At 62.5% G+C, this 14,442-nt stretch carries 15 protein-coding genes and 1 pseudogene; 10 read left to right on the plus strand and 6 right to left on the minus strand.

Annotated features, from left to right (window positions below):
* Nucleotides 1-67 precede the first annotated feature (67 nt).
* Entirely contained in the window at nucleotides 68-850 is a 783-nt protein-coding gene (locus YUO_RS0101050; protein WP_028345627.1) for a CPBP family intramembrane glutamic endopeptidase, read from the plus strand.
* On the opposite strand, the gene YUO_RS0101055 is transcribed toward YUO_RS0101050, so the two are convergent.
* From YUO_RS0101055 to YUO_RS0101065, 3 genes are all read right to left on the minus strand, one after another.
* Nucleotides 847-1,776 (minus strand): AEC family transporter, encoded by a 930-nt coding sequence (locus YUO_RS0101055; RefSeq protein ID WP_028345628.1) that lies wholly within the window; start codon nucleotides 1,774-1,776, stop codon nucleotides 847-849. The two genes, YUO_RS0101050 and YUO_RS0101055, sit on opposite strands and share 4 nt — an antisense overlap.
* A complete protein-coding gene (ruvX, locus tag YUO_RS0101060; protein WP_028345629.1) occupies nucleotides 1,776-2,258 on the minus strand; it encodes a Holliday junction resolvase RuvX in 483 nt (160 codons plus the stop codon). The genes YUO_RS0101055 and ruvX overlap by 1 nt, the downstream gene beginning before the upstream one ends.
* 85 nt (nucleotides 2,259-2,343) lie before the next feature.
* Nucleotides 2,344-3,279, minus strand: coding sequence for a cyclase family protein (locus YUO_RS0101065; RefSeq protein ID WP_028345630.1), 936 nt, complete (start codon nucleotides 3,277-3,279; stop codon nucleotides 2,344-2,346).
* Between the two features lie 193 nt (nucleotides 3,280-3,472).
* Between YUO_RS0101065 and YUO_RS39465 the strand changes: the two are divergent.
* Nucleotides 3,473-3,709: pseudogene (locus YUO_RS39465) on the plus strand (hypothetical protein).
* Here the strand turns inward: YUO_RS39465 and YUO_RS46960 are convergent.
* On the minus strand, nucleotides 3,616-3,936 hold the full coding sequence (locus YUO_RS46960; protein ID WP_198027997.1) for a hypothetical protein: 321 nt from the start codon (nucleotides 3,934-3,936) through the stop codon (nucleotides 3,616-3,618). The pseudogene YUO_RS39465 and the gene YUO_RS46960 sit on opposite strands and share 94 nt — an antisense overlap.
* On the opposite strand from YUO_RS46960, the gene YUO_RS0101075 reads away from it, so the two are divergent.
* On the plus strand, nucleotides 3,920-6,082 hold the full coding sequence (locus YUO_RS0101075) for a DNA/RNA non-specific endonuclease (protein WP_028345631.1): 2,163 nt from the start codon (nucleotides 3,920-3,922) through the stop codon (nucleotides 6,080-6,082). The two genes, YUO_RS46960 and YUO_RS0101075, sit on opposite strands and share 17 nt — an antisense overlap.
* Before the next feature lie 12 nt (nucleotides 6,083-6,094).
* Here YUO_RS0101075 and YUO_RS0101080 read toward each other — a convergent pair whose 3' ends face one another.
* Entirely contained in the window at nucleotides 6,095-6,976 is an 882-nt protein-coding gene (locus YUO_RS0101080) for a LysR family transcriptional regulator (RefSeq protein ID WP_028345632.1), read from the minus strand.
* A 103-nt stretch (nucleotides 6,977-7,079) separates the two neighbouring features.
* Between YUO_RS0101080 and YUO_RS0101085 the strand changes: the two genes are divergently transcribed.
* Both YUO_RS0101085 and YUO_RS0101090 read left to right on the plus strand, forming a co-directional pair.
* Nucleotides 7,080-8,054 (plus strand): NAD(P)H-dependent flavin oxidoreductase, encoded by a 975-nt coding sequence (locus tag YUO_RS0101085; RefSeq protein ID WP_028345633.1) that lies wholly within the window; start codon nucleotides 7,080-7,082, stop codon nucleotides 8,052-8,054.
* Between the two features lie 37 nt (nucleotides 8,055-8,091).
* Complete coding sequence (locus YUO_RS0101090) at nucleotides 8,092-9,168, plus strand: NAD(P)H-dependent flavin oxidoreductase (protein WP_028345634.1); 1,077 nt, start codon at nucleotides 8,092-8,094, stop codon at nucleotides 9,166-9,168.
* 14 nt (nucleotides 9,169-9,182) lie between these two features.
* Here the strand turns inward: YUO_RS0101090 and YUO_RS45865 are convergent, their stop codons facing one another.
* A complete protein-coding gene (locus YUO_RS45865; protein WP_156433911.1) occupies nucleotides 9,183-9,347 on the minus strand; it encodes a hypothetical protein in 165 nt (54 codons plus the stop codon).
* Between the two features lie 377 nt (nucleotides 9,348-9,724).
* Here YUO_RS45865 and gatC point away from each other — a divergent pair, with 377 nt between their 5' ends.
* The 5 genes from gatC to gatB are packed head-to-tail and all read left to right on the plus strand — an operon-like array spanning nucleotide 9,725 to nucleotide 13,506.
* Nucleotides 9,725-10,012, plus strand: coding sequence for an Asp-tRNA(Asn)/Glu-tRNA(Gln) amidotransferase subunit GatC (gene gatC / locus YUO_RS0101110; protein WP_028345635.1), 288 nt, complete (start codon nucleotides 9,725-9,727; stop codon nucleotides 10,010-10,012).
* Nucleotides 10,013-10,042: 30 nt separating this feature from the next.
* On the plus strand, nucleotides 10,043-10,258 hold the full coding sequence (locus tag YUO_RS0101115; RefSeq protein ID WP_028345636.1) for a hypothetical protein: 216 nt from the start codon (nucleotides 10,043-10,045) through the stop codon (nucleotides 10,256-10,258).
* On the plus strand, nucleotides 10,255-11,730 hold the full coding sequence (gene gatA / locus YUO_RS0101120) for an Asp-tRNA(Asn)/Glu-tRNA(Gln) amidotransferase subunit GatA (RefSeq protein ID WP_028345637.1): 1,476 nt from the start codon (nucleotides 10,255-10,257) through the stop codon (nucleotides 11,728-11,730). Before YUO_RS0101115 ends, gatA begins: the two co-directional genes overlap by 4 nt.
* Nucleotide 11,731: 1 nt before the next feature.
* Nucleotides 11,732-12,025 (plus strand): hypothetical protein, encoded by a 294-nt coding sequence (locus tag YUO_RS0101125; RefSeq protein WP_028345638.1) that lies wholly within the window; start codon nucleotides 11,732-11,734, stop codon nucleotides 12,023-12,025.
* Entirely contained in the window at nucleotides 12,022-13,506 is a 1,485-nt protein-coding gene (gene gatB, locus YUO_RS0101130; protein WP_028345639.1) for an Asp-tRNA(Asn)/Glu-tRNA(Gln) amidotransferase subunit GatB, read from the plus strand. The genes YUO_RS0101125 and gatB overlap by 4 nt, the downstream gene beginning before the upstream one ends.
* Nucleotides 13,507-14,442 lie beyond the last annotated feature (936 nt).

Genomic DNA, 14,442 nt, shown 5'->3' on the forward strand with positions numbered 1-14,442 from the left:
TTTGCTGAAGCTTCAGCGGCAAGCCCGGGCATGGCGAAGATAATCCTCCGGCTATGAAAGTCACTTGATGGAGTCTCTCAGCACCGCAAGTCCCACTGCAGTACCGCCCGCGATCCCTGATCAGCCGCCGCCACGCGCCTGGAAATTCTGGGGCACGACGCTGTGGGGCCTGTTCATCTTCACCGCGGTGTTCCTCGGCCAGTTCACGGTCATCCTCTATTTCGTGCTGCGGCAGGGTGGATCGTTCGACATCACTGAGGCGATCCGTGTCATCGGCGGCGGCCTGACCATCTCGCTCTCGGTCATCCTGGGATTGCCCGCTGTGCTGTTGGCGACGTGGATCGCAATCCGACCGACGCGCATACCGTTTGCCGATTATCTGGCGCTGCGCTGGCCCTCATGGCGCAATTTCTTCATCGGCCTCGCCGCGCTAGTCATTCTCGTCGGCGGCTGGGACCTGCTGTCGCGCGCGCTCGGGCGCCAAGTGACACCGGGCTTCATGGGCGAGGTTCTGAAAACAGCGCAGGCCGACGGCGCGCTATGGCTATTGGTGATCGCGTTTGCTGTCGCCGCGCCGATGTGGGAGGAGATCTTCGCGCGCGGGTTTCTCTACCGCGGCTGGTCGGAGTCGCGGCTCGGCGTCGCCGGGGCCATCTTCCTGTCGTCGCTGGCCTGGACTTCGCTGCATCTGCAATACGACTGGTTCTTTTTCGGCGAGGTATTTTCGATCGGCCTGTTGCTGGGCTATCTGCGCTACCGCGCCAATTCGACCTGGCTGACCGCCGTCCTGCACGGCATCAACAATCTGGCGGCGACCATCCAGACTTTCTGGCTGGCCGGCTCCCACTAGCACAAAGCCGCCAGCGCAATGGCAATCGGCATCGTCACCGCCGCCAAAATGGTCTGCAGCGTGATGATCTGGGCCAACAGCGGGGCGTCGCCGCCCATTTGTCGCGCCAGCACATAGGCTGAGGAAGAGGTGGGCACGGCCGAGCAGACAGCAACGATTACCAGGCTTGAGCCCGATATGCCGAACCACAGCGCCAGCGCGACGCCAAGAACCGGCATCAGGATCAGCTTGAGGAACACCGCGATCGAAGCGGCTAGGCTCGGACGGAACATACCTGCAAGCTGCAGGCCCGCGCCGGTGACGAGCAGTCCGATGCCGAGGGAGGAGCGGCCGAGCGCCTCGGCGACGTCGTGCCAGACCTGTGGCAGCGGCAGATGCGTGACATTCACCGCAAGTCCGATCGCGCAGGCCCAGATCAAAGGATTCGTCAGCACTGTCATCACGATCGCGCGGAGCGACTGCTTTTCCGGCGTAGCGTAGTGAGCCAGCACCGACACGCTGAACACATTCACAAGCGGAATGATCGCGACCATGGCGACGGAGGCCAGCGCCAGCCCGGTGTGGCCAAAGAGATTGCTAGAGATGGCGAGCGCGACAAAAGTCTGCCAGCGCGTTGCGCCCTGGAAGATCGAGGTGAAGGCCGGGCCATCGATGTTCCAGCGGGAGAAGAGAGGCCGCAGCGCCAGGCACAGGAGCGACATCACTAGCGCCGAGAGCATCAGCGCGCCGCCGACCCCGGCCACCGGAACGCTGGACAGATCGGCCTTCACCAGCGTCTGGATCAGTAGCGTCGGGAACAGGACGTAGTAGGTCAGCCTCTCCAGCCCGTGCCATTGCGTGTCCAGCCGCATCAGGCTCCGCTTGAGGATGAAGCCGAGCACGATCAGCAGAAACACCGGCAGCAGCGCCGAGATCACCACCGCCATCAGCGATCCCCGCGCAGCTTCTTGAGCCGGTCCAGCGCGCCCTGCAGAATGAAGATCGCGGCGTGCTCGTCGATCACCTCGGCGCGGCGGGCGCGAGAAACGTCCATTCCGATCAGCTCACGCTCGACGGCTGCGGTCGAGAGCCGCTCGTCCCATAAGGCAATGGCAAGCCCGGTGAGATTGGAGAAATTGCGGGCAAAGGCGCGGGTCGATTGCGCGCGCGGCCCCTCGCTGCCGTCCATGTTGATGGGCAGCCCGAGCACGAAGCCGACCGCGTTGCGCTCGCCCGATATCGCGAGCAGCCGCGCCGCGTCAGCCTTGAAGGCCTTGCGCTGGATGGTCTCGACACCGGTCGCCAGCCGGCGATCGGGATCGGATACGGCGACACCGATGGTCTTGGTGCCGAGATCGAGGCCGATCAGGGCGCCGCGCTCGGGCCAATGGGTGACGGCGTCGATCAAGGGGAGGATGGGGGCAGGCATCGCCCCGCTTAACACGCGTCGCGTTGCGCATGCAAAGCCGATCGCGGCGTGGCATCCATGCGAGAAGGCCACGCCGCGCTTGATCCTATCGGATCGCGACCGGATTTATCATGCTCTGCACGCCGCCCTTGAAGCGCGGATGGCCGAGCACGAACAGGAACTCATAGGCCTTGTCCTTGGCGAGTTCGGCCGTGTCCATGTTCTCCAGAATGTAGGTGCCGTTCATCGGCAACAGGACCTGGTGCACCTCGAACACGTTCTTGGTCTCGAACGGGACCGCCTCGAGGCCCCAAGTATCGGCGCCTACAGCGACGACGCCCTTGCCGGCGAGGTACTTGGCGCCTTCGACGCCGAGGCCGGGTTCGCCGGCGGAATAGCGCTTGTCGTCCTTGCCGATCAGGCTGAGCCAGCCGGTATGGAAGATCACGACATCGCCCTGGCGGATTTCGACGTTCTGCTTCTTGGCGACTTCCTCGATTTCCTTGGTGTTGAAGGCGGTGCCTTCCTTGACCACGTCGGTGCCGTAATGGGCCGCCATGTCGAGCAGCACGCCGCGCGTGACCATCGGCGGGATCTTTTCGACACCGAGCTTCTTCAGCCCGGTGGGGTCGGCGAAATCGGCGAGCTTGTTGCCGTTGTAATACACATGCTCGACGCCGATGTGGCCGAGGCCGTCGAGCTGGCTGCCGACACCGACCCAGCCCTCGATGATGTCGTCGTTATAGGTGGTCTTGCTCGGCCCTAGGCCGGGAATGCCAGCTTGGCCGGGCTGCACGATCGTGACCTTGAACGCCCGCGGTGGATAGGCGGGGGTCTTGGAATCGACGGGGATACCGAGCGCGTAGGTCTTGCCGGTCTTGACCAAACCCGCTGCCTTCACGACGAGTTCGGGCTTCATGTAGTTGGCGGCGCCGATCTCGTCGTTCGGTCCCCATTTCGATTTCGTCCAGTCTTGAGCGCTTGCCGTTCCGACCGTACCCAACAGGGCAACAGAACAGCACAACACGAATGCGTTGCGCATCGCAGTTCCTCCCAGATGTTGACGTTATGGTTTTTGGTAACTAGCGGCTCATAGTAACGTAGCAGGGCGCGGCGGCTAGGAATTTTTCGAGCCGATGCGTGTTGCGATGGAAGGCCGCGAGTGCTGCGCCGCAATTCGACTTGTTGCAGAGTTGAGGCGCGAATTTCGCGCAACGGAACGCGTGGGCAGTTCAGTGGATGCGCTAAGCCTTTTTGGGTTGTTCGCGGTAACCGCGATGCTCGTGGCCTACGCGCTGGAAGACCGCAGCCACTGGTTCATCTTTGCTTTTGCAGGCGCATGCGCGCTCGGCTCGGTGTACGGATTTCTGCAGGGCGCCTAGCCGTTCGGGCTGGTCGAAGCGATCTGGGCCGGCGTCGCGCTGCGGCGCTGGCATATCAGGCGAGGTGCGAGTTCTTCGTTTGGAGATTGACGTTGTAGTTGTTTTGGATAGAATATCGTATTTAGGTAGCATAGCTGCCGTAATTGTATTTTTTCGACGAGCGCCGAATGGCCGCTATCGCAAGCATCTCGCGCTAGAGAATTAAGCTTGTCCGGCAAAATTGCGACGCGCAGTTTTTGCGCCTCCTGCAGCTCATGAGATTTCCGTACTGCGTTTTTCACTTTTTGATTGGAGATAACGATGTTGATGAAACCCACAGTCGTTACCGCCTCGGAACGACGCTTCAAGCAAGCGAATTTCGCGCCAGCCGCCCTGAACAGGAAACTCGGCGACGGACCAATCCCGATGACGGTCGAGCAAAAGAGGGCCCGCATGCGCCAGTTGCTGGCGCAAACCGATGATACCGTATCCGCGCGGATCGGGCTTGAACGGATCATCAACGGCAATGAACTCGACAGCATCAACTACCTGGCCAAAGGTATCATCGCCTCGCGTTCGGTCTGTCGCATCCAACTCAAGGACGCGCGCTCGAACCTGGTGGGTTATGCGTCGGGTTTCTTGATCGGCCCCGGCCTGATGATGACCAACAACCACGTATTCGGCCGGCCGGCTGACGCCATCAATTCCGTCGCCGACTTTGACTATGAGTTGGACGTTGCCGGCATGGAGCGGGAGCCCGTCCGGTTCGGCTTCGAGCCGAACAAGCTCTTCTACACCAACGACCGGCTCGACTACTCGATCGTCGCCGTGGCGCCGGTTTCGCTAGCCGGCGGCCGAAGGTTGATCGATTGGGGCTGGCTGCCGTTGAGTGGGCAGCCGGGCAAGGGCGACCCGGGCGAATATCTGACGATCATCCAGCATCCCAGCGGGCAGCCGAAGCAAGTGTGCGTCCGTGACAACAAGCTTCTGAAGTATGTCGGGGATTTCGCCTGGTACATGACCGACACCAGTTCGGGCTCATCGGGCTCTCCGGCGTTCAATCGGTTCTGGCAAGTTATCGCCATCCACCATAGCGGCATCGCGAAAAAGGATGCGCAGGGCCGCACGCTCACCAAGGACGGCAAGGTATGGGATTCGTCGATGGACGAAACCTCGATCGACTGGATCGCCAACGAGGGCGTCCGTATTAGCGCCATCGTGGCCGATCTCAAGTTGACGGTCGACTCGCATCCGTTGGTGAAGCCGGTACTCGATGAGGTGCAGCCACCGCTACCGGAAAAGGCCGCGATGCCGGCCAATGCGCCGCCTAACGGAAATGGAAGCGATCATGATGTGTGGTTCGAACAGTCCGGCGACGTGACCTCGCTGGTGGTTCCTCTGCGCATTCCCGTGCCCTTCTTCAGGAAGAACGGCCATATCTTGCCGGAGGCTAGCCCAATCCCGCCGGTCACGGCACCAGTCGCCGATCCCGTGAACGGAGCGCGCATCGGCCTGCTCACGGGTCGACCGATGGAGGCCGTGCATATCGACCAATCCACCTTGGGATCGCGGTCCGGCTACAAGCCGAACTTCATCGGCGCGGGAAAATTCTCGGTGCCGTTGCCGAAGATCCCGGCCTCCCTGAAATCCAGGATCGCCACGCTGAAATCGACTCCTTCGAAATCCGAACTGAAGTACTTCAACTACAGCGTAGTCATGAACAAGGTGCGCAAGCTGGCCTTCTTCACCGCCGTTAACATCGACGGCGGCGCGCAGCAGGACGTCGGCAAGCGCGAGGGCGATTCCTGGCTGCGCGACCCGCGGATCGATAAAGACTTCCAGGTCGGCAATGAGTTCTACGGTAAGCAATCGACGTTCGAAGTCGACCGGAGCGTTAATCCCTTCGATCGCGGGCATCTTGTCCGCCGCCTCGACGCAACTTGGGGCAATAGCGTCGATCAGGCCAAGGAACACGGCGACGATTCCTTCCACTTCACCAATTGCTGCCCGCAGTTCTGGTCGTTCAACCAAGGCAAGCAGTTATGGGCAGGGCTTGAGGACTACACGCGCGACGAGCTGCTCAAACGCCGGGAAAAGGGCGTGGTCATCACCGGACCGATCTTCGATGGTCCCGATGCCGACGGTGCCGATCTGCCCGATCCGGCGGGCAAACCGCACCGGGACCCGATCTTCGGTGGCTTGGCAATCCCGAAATATTTCTGGAAGATACTGGTCAGCAAAGGTAACGACCGCCTCAAGGCGGCGGCGTTCATTGTCAGCCAACGTCATCTGATCATGGATATCGACCGCATCCACGACGCGGAGAAGCTTTCTGCTGAGGATGTCGAGGTCTTCCAGGTCTCGATCTCGGACATCGCAAAACTCACCAAGCTCGACTTCGGCAAGCTGGCGCAGGCCGATTCCCGCGAGGCGACCGGAGTGGGCCCGCGCCTGATCCAAACCTACGACGACATCAGAATTTAGCCGGCCGAGATATCAGGCGGCGATGACCTCGCCGTTATTTTCCAGGCAGGCGGCAAAGCCCTGCAGGGCGCTGAATTGATGGGCCGTGCGGCGGGTGATGAAAAGCGTCTCGACGCGTGCCTGCGCCGGGTTCAGCGTGTGGACGTTGACGGTGTCGTTCCGCCCGACCACGGCGCGCGGCAGCAGCGTCACGCCCATGTCGGCGGCGACGCAGCCGATCATGCCGTCGAGCGTGCCGAGCTCGAAGCGCGTGGCCGACGGCCAGCCGAATTCCGAAAGCACCTGTTCGAGCCGCTGCCGGTAGGTGCAGCCGATGCGGAATACAAGGGCGGTCGGACCCGAGCCGGGCGTTCCCGCGCGTAAACCACTGAGGGTCTGCCAGCGCCGTGCCGTGACCAGCACCAGTTCTTCGCGGAAGGCGAGCGTGGCGTCGAGCTCGGCATGCTCGATCGGACCGGCAACGAATGCGCCGTCAAATTTGCCGTTGAGCACGCCGGCCACGAGGTCAGCCGTTGTCGAGGTCCGCAGGCTCAATTGAACGGCGGGGAAGCGGCGATGGAATTCGGCGAGCAAAGCGGGCAGGCGTACCGCGGCCGTCGTTTCCATCGAGCCAATCGAAAGCGGCCCCTTCGGCTCGCCATCGTCGCGCGCGGCCAGCACCGCCTCGCGCGACAGCGCCGCCATCCGGTCGGCATAGGGAAGCAGGCGGCGGCCGGCGCCGGTCAGCGTCATGCCGCGGCTGTGCCGTTCGAACAACGCGGTGCCGATCTCGGCTTCCAGCGCCTTCACGCGCTGGGTGACGTTGGACTGCACGGTGTTGAGTTCATCGGCGGCGCGGGTGATGCCGCCGAGCCGGGCAACGGCGGAGAAGGTGACGAGATCGCTCAGCTCCATGGCGAGCTCCGTTTCTTTCTAGAGATGGTAGAGTTCTATAGTATTCATTTTTGGAGAATGATAGTTCGGCCTAGATTGCTTGTCCAGTTTGCAGGGAATGGACATGCCGATCTCCACGCCGTTGACCGCCCGTCTGGGCATCCAGCATCCGATCCTGTCGGCGCCGATGGATGTGATTGCGGGCGCGCGTCTGACATCCGCGGTCAGTGCTGCCGGAGGGTTCGGCATTCTCGGCGGCGGCTATGGCGACCGGGCGTGGCTCGAGCGGGAGACGGCCAAGCTTGCCGATCTATCCGATCCCTTCGGCATCGGCTTCATCACCTGGAGTCTCGCCAAGCAGTCGGCGCTACTGGATGTCGCGCTTGAAGCCGGTCCACGCGCCATCATGCTCTCGTTCGGCGATCCCACACCTTTCGCACCGCGCGTCAAATCATCGGGCGCGTTGTTGATCTGCCAGGTTCAGGACGAGGACATGGCGCGACAGGCGCTGGATGTAGGCGCCGACATTCTGATCGCGCAGGGAACGGAAGCCGGCGGCCACGGCGCCTCGCGCAGCACGATCGACATCGTGCCGGCGATTGTTGATCTGGCGGCCGGCCGGGTGCCAGTTGCAGCAGCAGGCGGGATAGGCGACGGCCGCGGGCTTGCGGCGATGATGATGCTGGGCGCTTCCGGCGTGCTGCTCGGCACCCGCTTTTATGCCAGCCAGGAATGCGACGGCGCGGATGAAGCCAAGCGGCGCATCTGTGCCGCAACCAGCGGCAACAGCGTCCGCGGCGTCATTTTCGATCTGTCGCGCAACAATGTCTGGCCGGCGCCGTTTACCGGCCGCTGCCTGATCAACGATCATGCGCGGCGCTGGATGGGACGCGAGGTTGAACTGATGCAGAACCTCAAGGCGGTTGCCGCCGAATATGCGGCGGCGAGAGCGGCAGGCAATTTCGATATCGCCGCCGTCATCGCGGGCGAAGCCGTCGGGTTGATTCATGATATCCCCCCGGCCGGCGAGATCGTTGACAGGATCGTTACCGAGGCAGAGCAGATACTGGGCGGGCGGCGGAATTCCGTCGCCGCCTGACCGCACCGACCTTCAATACATTCAAGCGAGCACAACCATGTGGCCAGATCGCCGGATTATCGACCTCTTCAAGACCGAATTTCCGATCGTGCAGGCGCCGATGGCGGGCGCCTTGGACGCCGAGTTGGTGATCGCGGCGGCGCAGGGCGGGGCGCTCGGCTCGCTGCCCTGCGCGATGATCACGCCGGACAAGGCGCGCGAGCAGGTCAACATCATCCGCCAGCGCGTCACCGCGCCGGTCAACATGAACTTCTTCTGTCACAAACCAGTCGATGCCGATCCCGCGCGCGAGGCCGGATGGAAGGCGCGGCTTGGCTCCTATTACAAGGAATTGGGTATCGATCCTGCCACGCCCATCAGCGCCGCCAACCGCGCGCCGTTCGACGAGGCGATGTGTGCAGTGGTGGAAGAACTGAAGCCGGAAATCGTCAGCTTCCACTTCGGCCTGCCGGACCCGGCGCTGGTCAAGCGCGTCAAGGCGGCGGGCTGCCTCGTGATGTCCTCGGCAACCATCGTGAAGGAAGCGATCTGGCTGGAGGAGAACGGCGCCGACGTCATCATCGCGCAAGGCGCCGAAGCCGGCGGCCATCGCGGCATGTTCCTGACCGACAATATCGCCCAGCAGCCCGGCACGTTTGCGCTGGTGCCGCAGGTGGTCGACGCAGTGAAAGTGCCTGTGATCGCAGCCGGCGGCATCGCCGACGGGCGCGGCATTGCGGCGGCGTTCGCGCTCGGCGCATCCGGCGTGCAGATCGGCAGCGCCTATCTGCGCTGCCCGGAATCCAAGGTGATCGGACCGGTTCGCACGGCGCTGGCCCAGTCGCATGATGATTCCACCGTCATCACCAATGTCATGACCGGCCGTCCTGCGCGTGGCGTTGCCAACCGTGTCATGCGCGAGGTCGGACCGATCTCGCCGGACGCGCCCGCATTCCCGCATGCCGCAACCGCGCTTGGGCCGCTCAGGGCGGCGGCCGAAAAGCTCGGCAAGGTCGATTTCACCAATCTGTGGGCCGGGCAGGCGGTGCGGATGGGCCGTGAGATGCCGGCGGCGGAATTGACCCGTTCGCTCGCAGGCGCGGCGCTGGCGCGGTTCAGCGCGCTAAGCGGATAAGTCCTATTCGCCGCTCAGTGCGCCGGTTCGTCGCGCCTGACGTCCAGATGCTCCGCGGCCAGCGAGCGGTAGTGCGCGGCCATCTCCTTGTAGTGCTGCTTGGAGATGGGGTCGGTCGCATTTTCGGCGCGGCGTTCGAACATTTCCGCCTTTTCCCGCAGGATTTTAGCCTGGGACATGGCTCTCCTCCCGTTTGGGTCAGGTTAAGCAGGCGAGGTAGACGATCGCGACGCCGAGAACGGTCCCGATGGACCAGAGGGCCGGATCCCAGCTTTCCGATCCGGCGCGGTCATTTTCGATGGTCGACATCACACGGCCTCCCGATGTTCCGGCCGCGACTTTCATCCCCCGACTGTTTCAGGACGACTACGTCAATCGATAAAAATGGTTGCGTCGGGGCGCTTTTGCGCAAGAAATCTGCGCTTCGCACACAAAATCTTGTCCATCAGGGCGAGGGCGACCGAATGCGCCTGCGGCCGCCTGTTCCCGCGGTTGCGGCGCAAAAGCAGCCTCTGCTATACGGCGAGTGCGAATTCCCCGTTTGAGGCCTATATTTATGTCCGTTGATGCCGCCACCGTCCGCCGCATCGCGCATCTGGCGCGGATTGCGGTCACCGAGGCCGAGGTTCCCCATCTCCAGGGCGAGCTGAACACCATGCTGGCTTTCGTGGAGCAGCTTTCGGAAGTGAACATCGACGGCGTCGAGCCGATGACCTCGGTGACCCCAATGGAAATGAAGAAGCGGCAGGATGTGGTCATTGACGGCGAGATTCCCGACGACATCGTCAGGAATGCACCGGAGACGCAAAACCATTTCTTCCTGGTGCCAAAGGTGGTGGAATAACATCTACTCTGTTTTGAGATCGGAAGTCCGATGTGTCTGCTCTGCGACGATGAAAAGGCCTATCAGGCCTACATGAACTATCTCGACGCGATGGAGCGGCAGGGCAAGGCCGCCGATCCCGACAAGGCGATGGATGCCGTGCTCGATCAGCTCGAGGCAGCCGACAAGGCGCGCGCCGACCAATCGAATAGCCCTGCCAACGACAAGACACTTTCTCCGTTCTTCTGTAGCCCGATCAATAAATGACCGACCTGACATCTCTGACGATCGCGGAGGCCCGCGAGGGCCTCGCGAGCAAGTCTTTCACCTCGCTTGAACTGACGAACGCGCATCTCGCCGCGATTGAAGCGGCGCGTTCGCTCAATGCCTTCGTGCTGGAAACGCCCGACCAGGCGCGTGCGATGGCGCGTACGGTCGATGCGAAGATTGCCAAGGGCGAGGGCGGGCCGCTTGCCGGCATTCCGCTCGGCATCAAGGATCTGTTCGCAACGAAAGATGTGCGCACCACCGCGTGCTCGAAGATCCTCGGCAACTTCGTGCCGCCATATGAATCGACCGTGACCTCGCAGCTCTGGCGCGACGGCGCCGTGATGCTCGGCAAGCTCAACAACGACGAATTCGCGATGGGCTCGTCGAACGAGACCTCGTGCTTCGGCCCGGTGGTCAATCCGTGGCGGCGCGAGGGCTCCAACACCACGCTGGTGCCGGGTGGCTCGTCCGGTGGATCGGCATCCGCGGTGGCAGCGCTGCTCTGCATGGGCGCGACGGCGACCGACACCGGCGGTTCGATCCGCCAGCCAGCCGCCTTCACCGCAACCGTCGGCGTCAAGCCGACCTACGGCCGCTGCTCGCGTTGGGGCATCGTGGCGTTCGCGTCCTCGCTTGACCAGGCCGGTCCGATCGCGCGCACGGTGCGCGATTCCGCGATCCTGATGCGCTCGATGGCGGGCCACGACCCAAAGGACACGACCTCGGTCGACATCGGCGTGCCCGATTACGAAGCCGCCATCGGCAAGTCCGTGAAGGGCATGAAGATCGGTATCCCCAGGGAGTATCGCCTCGACGGCATGCCGGCGGAGATCGAAAAGCTCTGGGCCGAAGGCGCGGCATGGCTGAAAGCGGCCGGCGCCGAACTGGTCGAGGTGTCGCTACCGCACACCAAATACGCGCTGCCGGCCTATTACATTGTGGCGCCGGCGGAAGCCTCGTCCAACCTCGCGCGCTACGACGGCGTACGCTACGGCCTGCGCGTGCCGGGCCGCAGCATAGGCGAGTTGTACGAGAACACCCGCGCGGAAGGGTTTGGCGATGAAGTGCGCCGCCGCGTCATGATCGGCACTTATGTGCTCTCGGCCGGCTATTACGATGCCTATTATCTGCGCGCGCAAAAAGTCCGCACCCTGATCAAGAGGGATTTTGAAGATTGCTTCGCCAAGGGCATCAGCGCAATCCTGACGCCCGCGACGCCCTCGGCCGCCTTCGGCGTCGGCGAAAAAGGCGGCGCCGATCCAGTCGAAATGTATCTCAACGACATCTTCACGGTGACGGTGAACATGGCGGGGCTGCCGGGCATCGCCGTGCCGGCCGGCAAGGATGCGCAGGGACTGCCGCTTGGACTGCAGTTGATCGGCCGTCCGTTCGATGAGGAGACGCTGTTCTCGCTCGGCGAAGTCGTGGAGCAGGCGGCCGGCCGTTTCACGCCGCCGCGCTGGTGGTGACATGCCGAATTTCCGCGCCAGCCTGACGGATGCAGCCCCAGCGCCAGGCCTCGAGCCACCGCTGGCCGCGTTGTGGTGGGCGGCCAAGGGCGATTGGGATCGAGCGCACAAGATCGTTCAGGACGAGAGCGATGCGAACGCCGCCTGGGTGCATGCCTATTTGCACCGGGTCGAAGGCGATCTCGGCAACGCCGGCTACTGGTATCGCCAGGCCGGCCAGCCGGTGGCAAAGGATACTCTGGAAGCCGAATGGGAGCGGATCGTGTCCGCGCTGCTCGGAGGTGGAAAAGCATGACCGTGTCAGTCAAACCGGGAAAATTGATCAAGGGCCAGACCGGCGACTGGGAAGTCGTGATCGGGATGGAGGTGCACGCCCAGGTCACCTCGAAGTCAAAGCTGTTCTCCGGCGCTTCGACCGAATTCGGCGGCGAGCCGAACAGCCATGTGTCGCTGGTCGATGCCGCGATGCCGGGCATGCTGCCGGTCATCAACGAGGAATGCGTCAAGCAGGCTGTCCGAACCGGGCTCGGCCTTAACGCCAAGATCAACCTGCGCTCGGTGTTCGACCGAAAAAACTATTTCTATCCGGACTCGCCGCAGGGCTACCAGATCAGCCAGTACAAGTCGCCCGTGGTGGGCGAGGGCGAGATCGTGGTCGAACTCGACGGCGGCAGAACCGCCACCATCGGCATCGAGCGGCTGCACCTGGAGCAGGATGCCGCAAAGTTGCTGCACGACCAGTCGCCGACCATGTCCTGTGTCGACCTCAACCGCTGCGGCGTGGCGCTGATGGAGATCGTGTCGAAACCCGACATCCGCGACGCCGAGCAGGCCAAGGCCTATGTGACCAAGCTGCGCTCGATCCTGCGCTATCTCGGCACCTGCGACGGCGACATGGAGAAGGGCTCGTTGCGCGCCGATGTGAACGTTTCCGTACGTAAGCCCGGCGGGCCGCTCGGCACCCGCTGCGAAATCAAGAACATGAACTCGATCAACTTCATCGGCCAGGCGATCGAGTACGAGGCCCGGCGTCAGATCGAGATCATCGAGGATGGCGGCACGATCGACCAGGAGACGCGCCTGTTCGATCCCAACAAGGGCGAGACGCGATCGATGCGCTCCAAGGAAGAGGCGCACGACTATCGCTATTTCCCCGATCCCGACCTGCTGCCGCTCGAGTTCACGCAAAGCTATGTCGATGAGCTCAAGGCGAAGCTGCCGGAATTGCCGGACCAGAAGAAGGCGCGCTTCATCGAGAGCCTCGGCCTGTCGCCCTACGATGCCGGCGTGCTGGTGGCCGAGCGCGAGAGCGCAGTCTTCTATGAGACAGTGCTGGATGGACTTGCGGACAAGGCGCGCGACGGCAAGCTCGCCGCCAATTGGGTGATCAACGAGCTGTTCGGACGCCTCAACAAGGAAGGCCATGGCATTACGGCGTCGCCGGTGTCGGCGGCGCAGTTGGCCGCGATCGTCAGCCTGATCGGCGAGGGCACGATCTCCGGCAAGATCGCAAAGGACCTGTTCGAGATCGTCTGGACCGAAGGCGGCGATCCGCGCGAGCTGGTCGAGGCGCGCGGCATGAAGCAGGTCACTGACTTGGGCGCGATCGAGAAGGTCGTCGACGACATCATCGCCGCCAATCCGGACAAGGTCGCGCAGGCGAAGGCCAAGCCGCAGCTCGCCGGCTGGTTCGTCGGCCAGGTGATGAAGCAGTCCGGCGGCAAGGCCAATCCGCAAGCAGTCAACGATCTCCTGAAGACGAAGCTCGGCATCTGAGGCGTCCCGTAACGGGACGACTCCGTCGTTGATTGATGCGCGCGAGCGTGTTTCGATCGTCCATCGCGATCTGAACTTCACCCGCGCGCCCGATAGCGCAGTTGCGAATCGGTGTTCGCGATTCGCAAAAAAGTTCGGTTTTGGCGAGCGGCGATGAGACGCCAACCCTCTGCCCACGAAAATTTTTTTATTGCCAAAATTTGCGACTCAGAGTCCGCGCACGTGAGGTTTCGGCGGCATCAGTGAGTCGCGACGACATCGAGTGTGCATCGAACGTGGTTTGCGCGAATTCAAGAAAGTGCTGCGGCACAGGCGCTTCTTGCAATCTTGACAAACGCCGATGTAGGTCGTTGCGGCACTTTTTGCATCGACGTGCGCATCGATCGTTGTGCCATCGAACGAAGTGCTTCGCGCGTGCTCCGATCGCCGCGTCAACACTTCCTTAAGTGGGACGCTGTTTTTTTGAATGTGTTGGTGTATTCGGGATGTAGTGCATCTCGATTCCCGAGTGCACGCAGCGACTAACGAGCCATCTCACTACATTAGGAGGGCAACATGGCTAAGAAGGCTAAGAAGGCGAAGAAAGCGAAGAGCGCAGTGAAGAAGACTGCGAAGAAGACCCGCAAGGTCGCCAAGAAGAAGAAGTAAGTTCGCTTCTTTGAAAATTGCCGGCGGTTCGATGCCGGCGCGTCACCCGAGCCCCAAGACGAAACGCTGAAGGCTCTGGTCGACGAAAGAGGGTGTCGGCGAGACATCAGGTCAAACGGCTGGATCGTATTTCGGAAGAGCTTGCTCTTTCAAACCGGTCCGGCAGAAGAAACAGGTTTTCTTCGTTCGGTGCGGGTATCCTTAACTGCCCGCAATTTCATCGGGGCCAAAAGCCCGGCTTGAAATCTGGTCCTGACGTGTTCGCCGACGCCCTCGTTCCCCTGGGGC

It is taken from the genome of Bradyrhizobium murdochi, assembly GCF_000472965.1.
GTDB classification, from domain to species: domain Bacteria; phylum Pseudomonadota; class Alphaproteobacteria; order Rhizobiales; family Xanthobacteraceae; genus Bradyrhizobium; species Bradyrhizobium murdochi.

What these genes read in the sequence shown, in the direction of transcription:
- YUO_RS0101050 (WP_028345627.1), top strand. Translation starts at nt 68, where the DNA reads ATGGAGTCTCTCAGCACCGCAAGTCCCACTGCAGTACCGCCCGCGATC.
- YUO_RS0101055 (WP_028345628.1), bottom strand. Translation starts at nt 1,776, where the DNA reads ATGGCGGTGGTGATCTCGGCGCTGCTGCCGGTGTTTCTGCTGATCGTG.
- ruvX (WP_028345629.1), bottom strand. Translation starts at nt 2,258, where the DNA reads ATGCCTGCCCCCATCCTCCCCTTGATCGACGCCGTCACCCATTGGCCC.
- YUO_RS0101065 (WP_028345630.1), bottom strand. Translation starts at nt 3,279, where the DNA reads ATGCGCAACGCATTCGTGTTGTGCTGTTCTGTTGCCCTGTTGGGTACG.
- YUO_RS0101075 (WP_028345631.1), top strand. Translation starts at nt 3,920, where the DNA reads ATGTTGATGAAACCCACAGTCGTTACCGCCTCGGAACGACGCTTCAAG.
- YUO_RS0101080 (WP_028345632.1), bottom strand. Translation starts at nt 6,976, where the DNA reads ATGGAGCTGAGCGATCTCGTCACCTTCTCCGCCGTTGCCCGGCTCGGC.
- YUO_RS0101085 (WP_028345633.1), top strand. Translation starts at nt 7,080, where the DNA reads ATGCCGATCTCCACGCCGTTGACCGCCCGTCTGGGCATCCAGCATCCG.
- YUO_RS0101090 (WP_028345634.1), top strand. Translation starts at nt 8,092, where the DNA reads ATGTGGCCAGATCGCCGGATTATCGACCTCTTCAAGACCGAATTTCCG.
- YUO_RS45865 (WP_156433911.1), bottom strand. Translation starts at nt 9,347, where the DNA reads ATGTCCCAGGCTAAAATCCTGCGGGAAAAGGCGGAAATGTTCGAACGC.
- gatC (WP_028345635.1), top strand. Translation starts at nt 9,725, where the DNA reads ATGTCCGTTGATGCCGCCACCGTCCGCCGCATCGCGCATCTGGCGCGG.
- YUO_RS0101115 (WP_028345636.1), top strand. Translation starts at nt 10,043, where the DNA reads ATGTGTCTGCTCTGCGACGATGAAAAGGCCTATCAGGCCTACATGAAC.
- gatA (WP_028345637.1), top strand. Translation starts at nt 10,255, where the DNA reads ATGACCGACCTGACATCTCTGACGATCGCGGAGGCCCGCGAGGGCCTC.
- YUO_RS0101125 (WP_028345638.1), top strand. Translation starts at nt 11,732, where the DNA reads ATGCCGAATTTCCGCGCCAGCCTGACGGATGCAGCCCCAGCGCCAGGC.
- gatB (WP_028345639.1), top strand. Translation starts at nt 12,022, where the DNA reads ATGACCGTGTCAGTCAAACCGGGAAAATTGATCAAGGGCCAGACCGGC.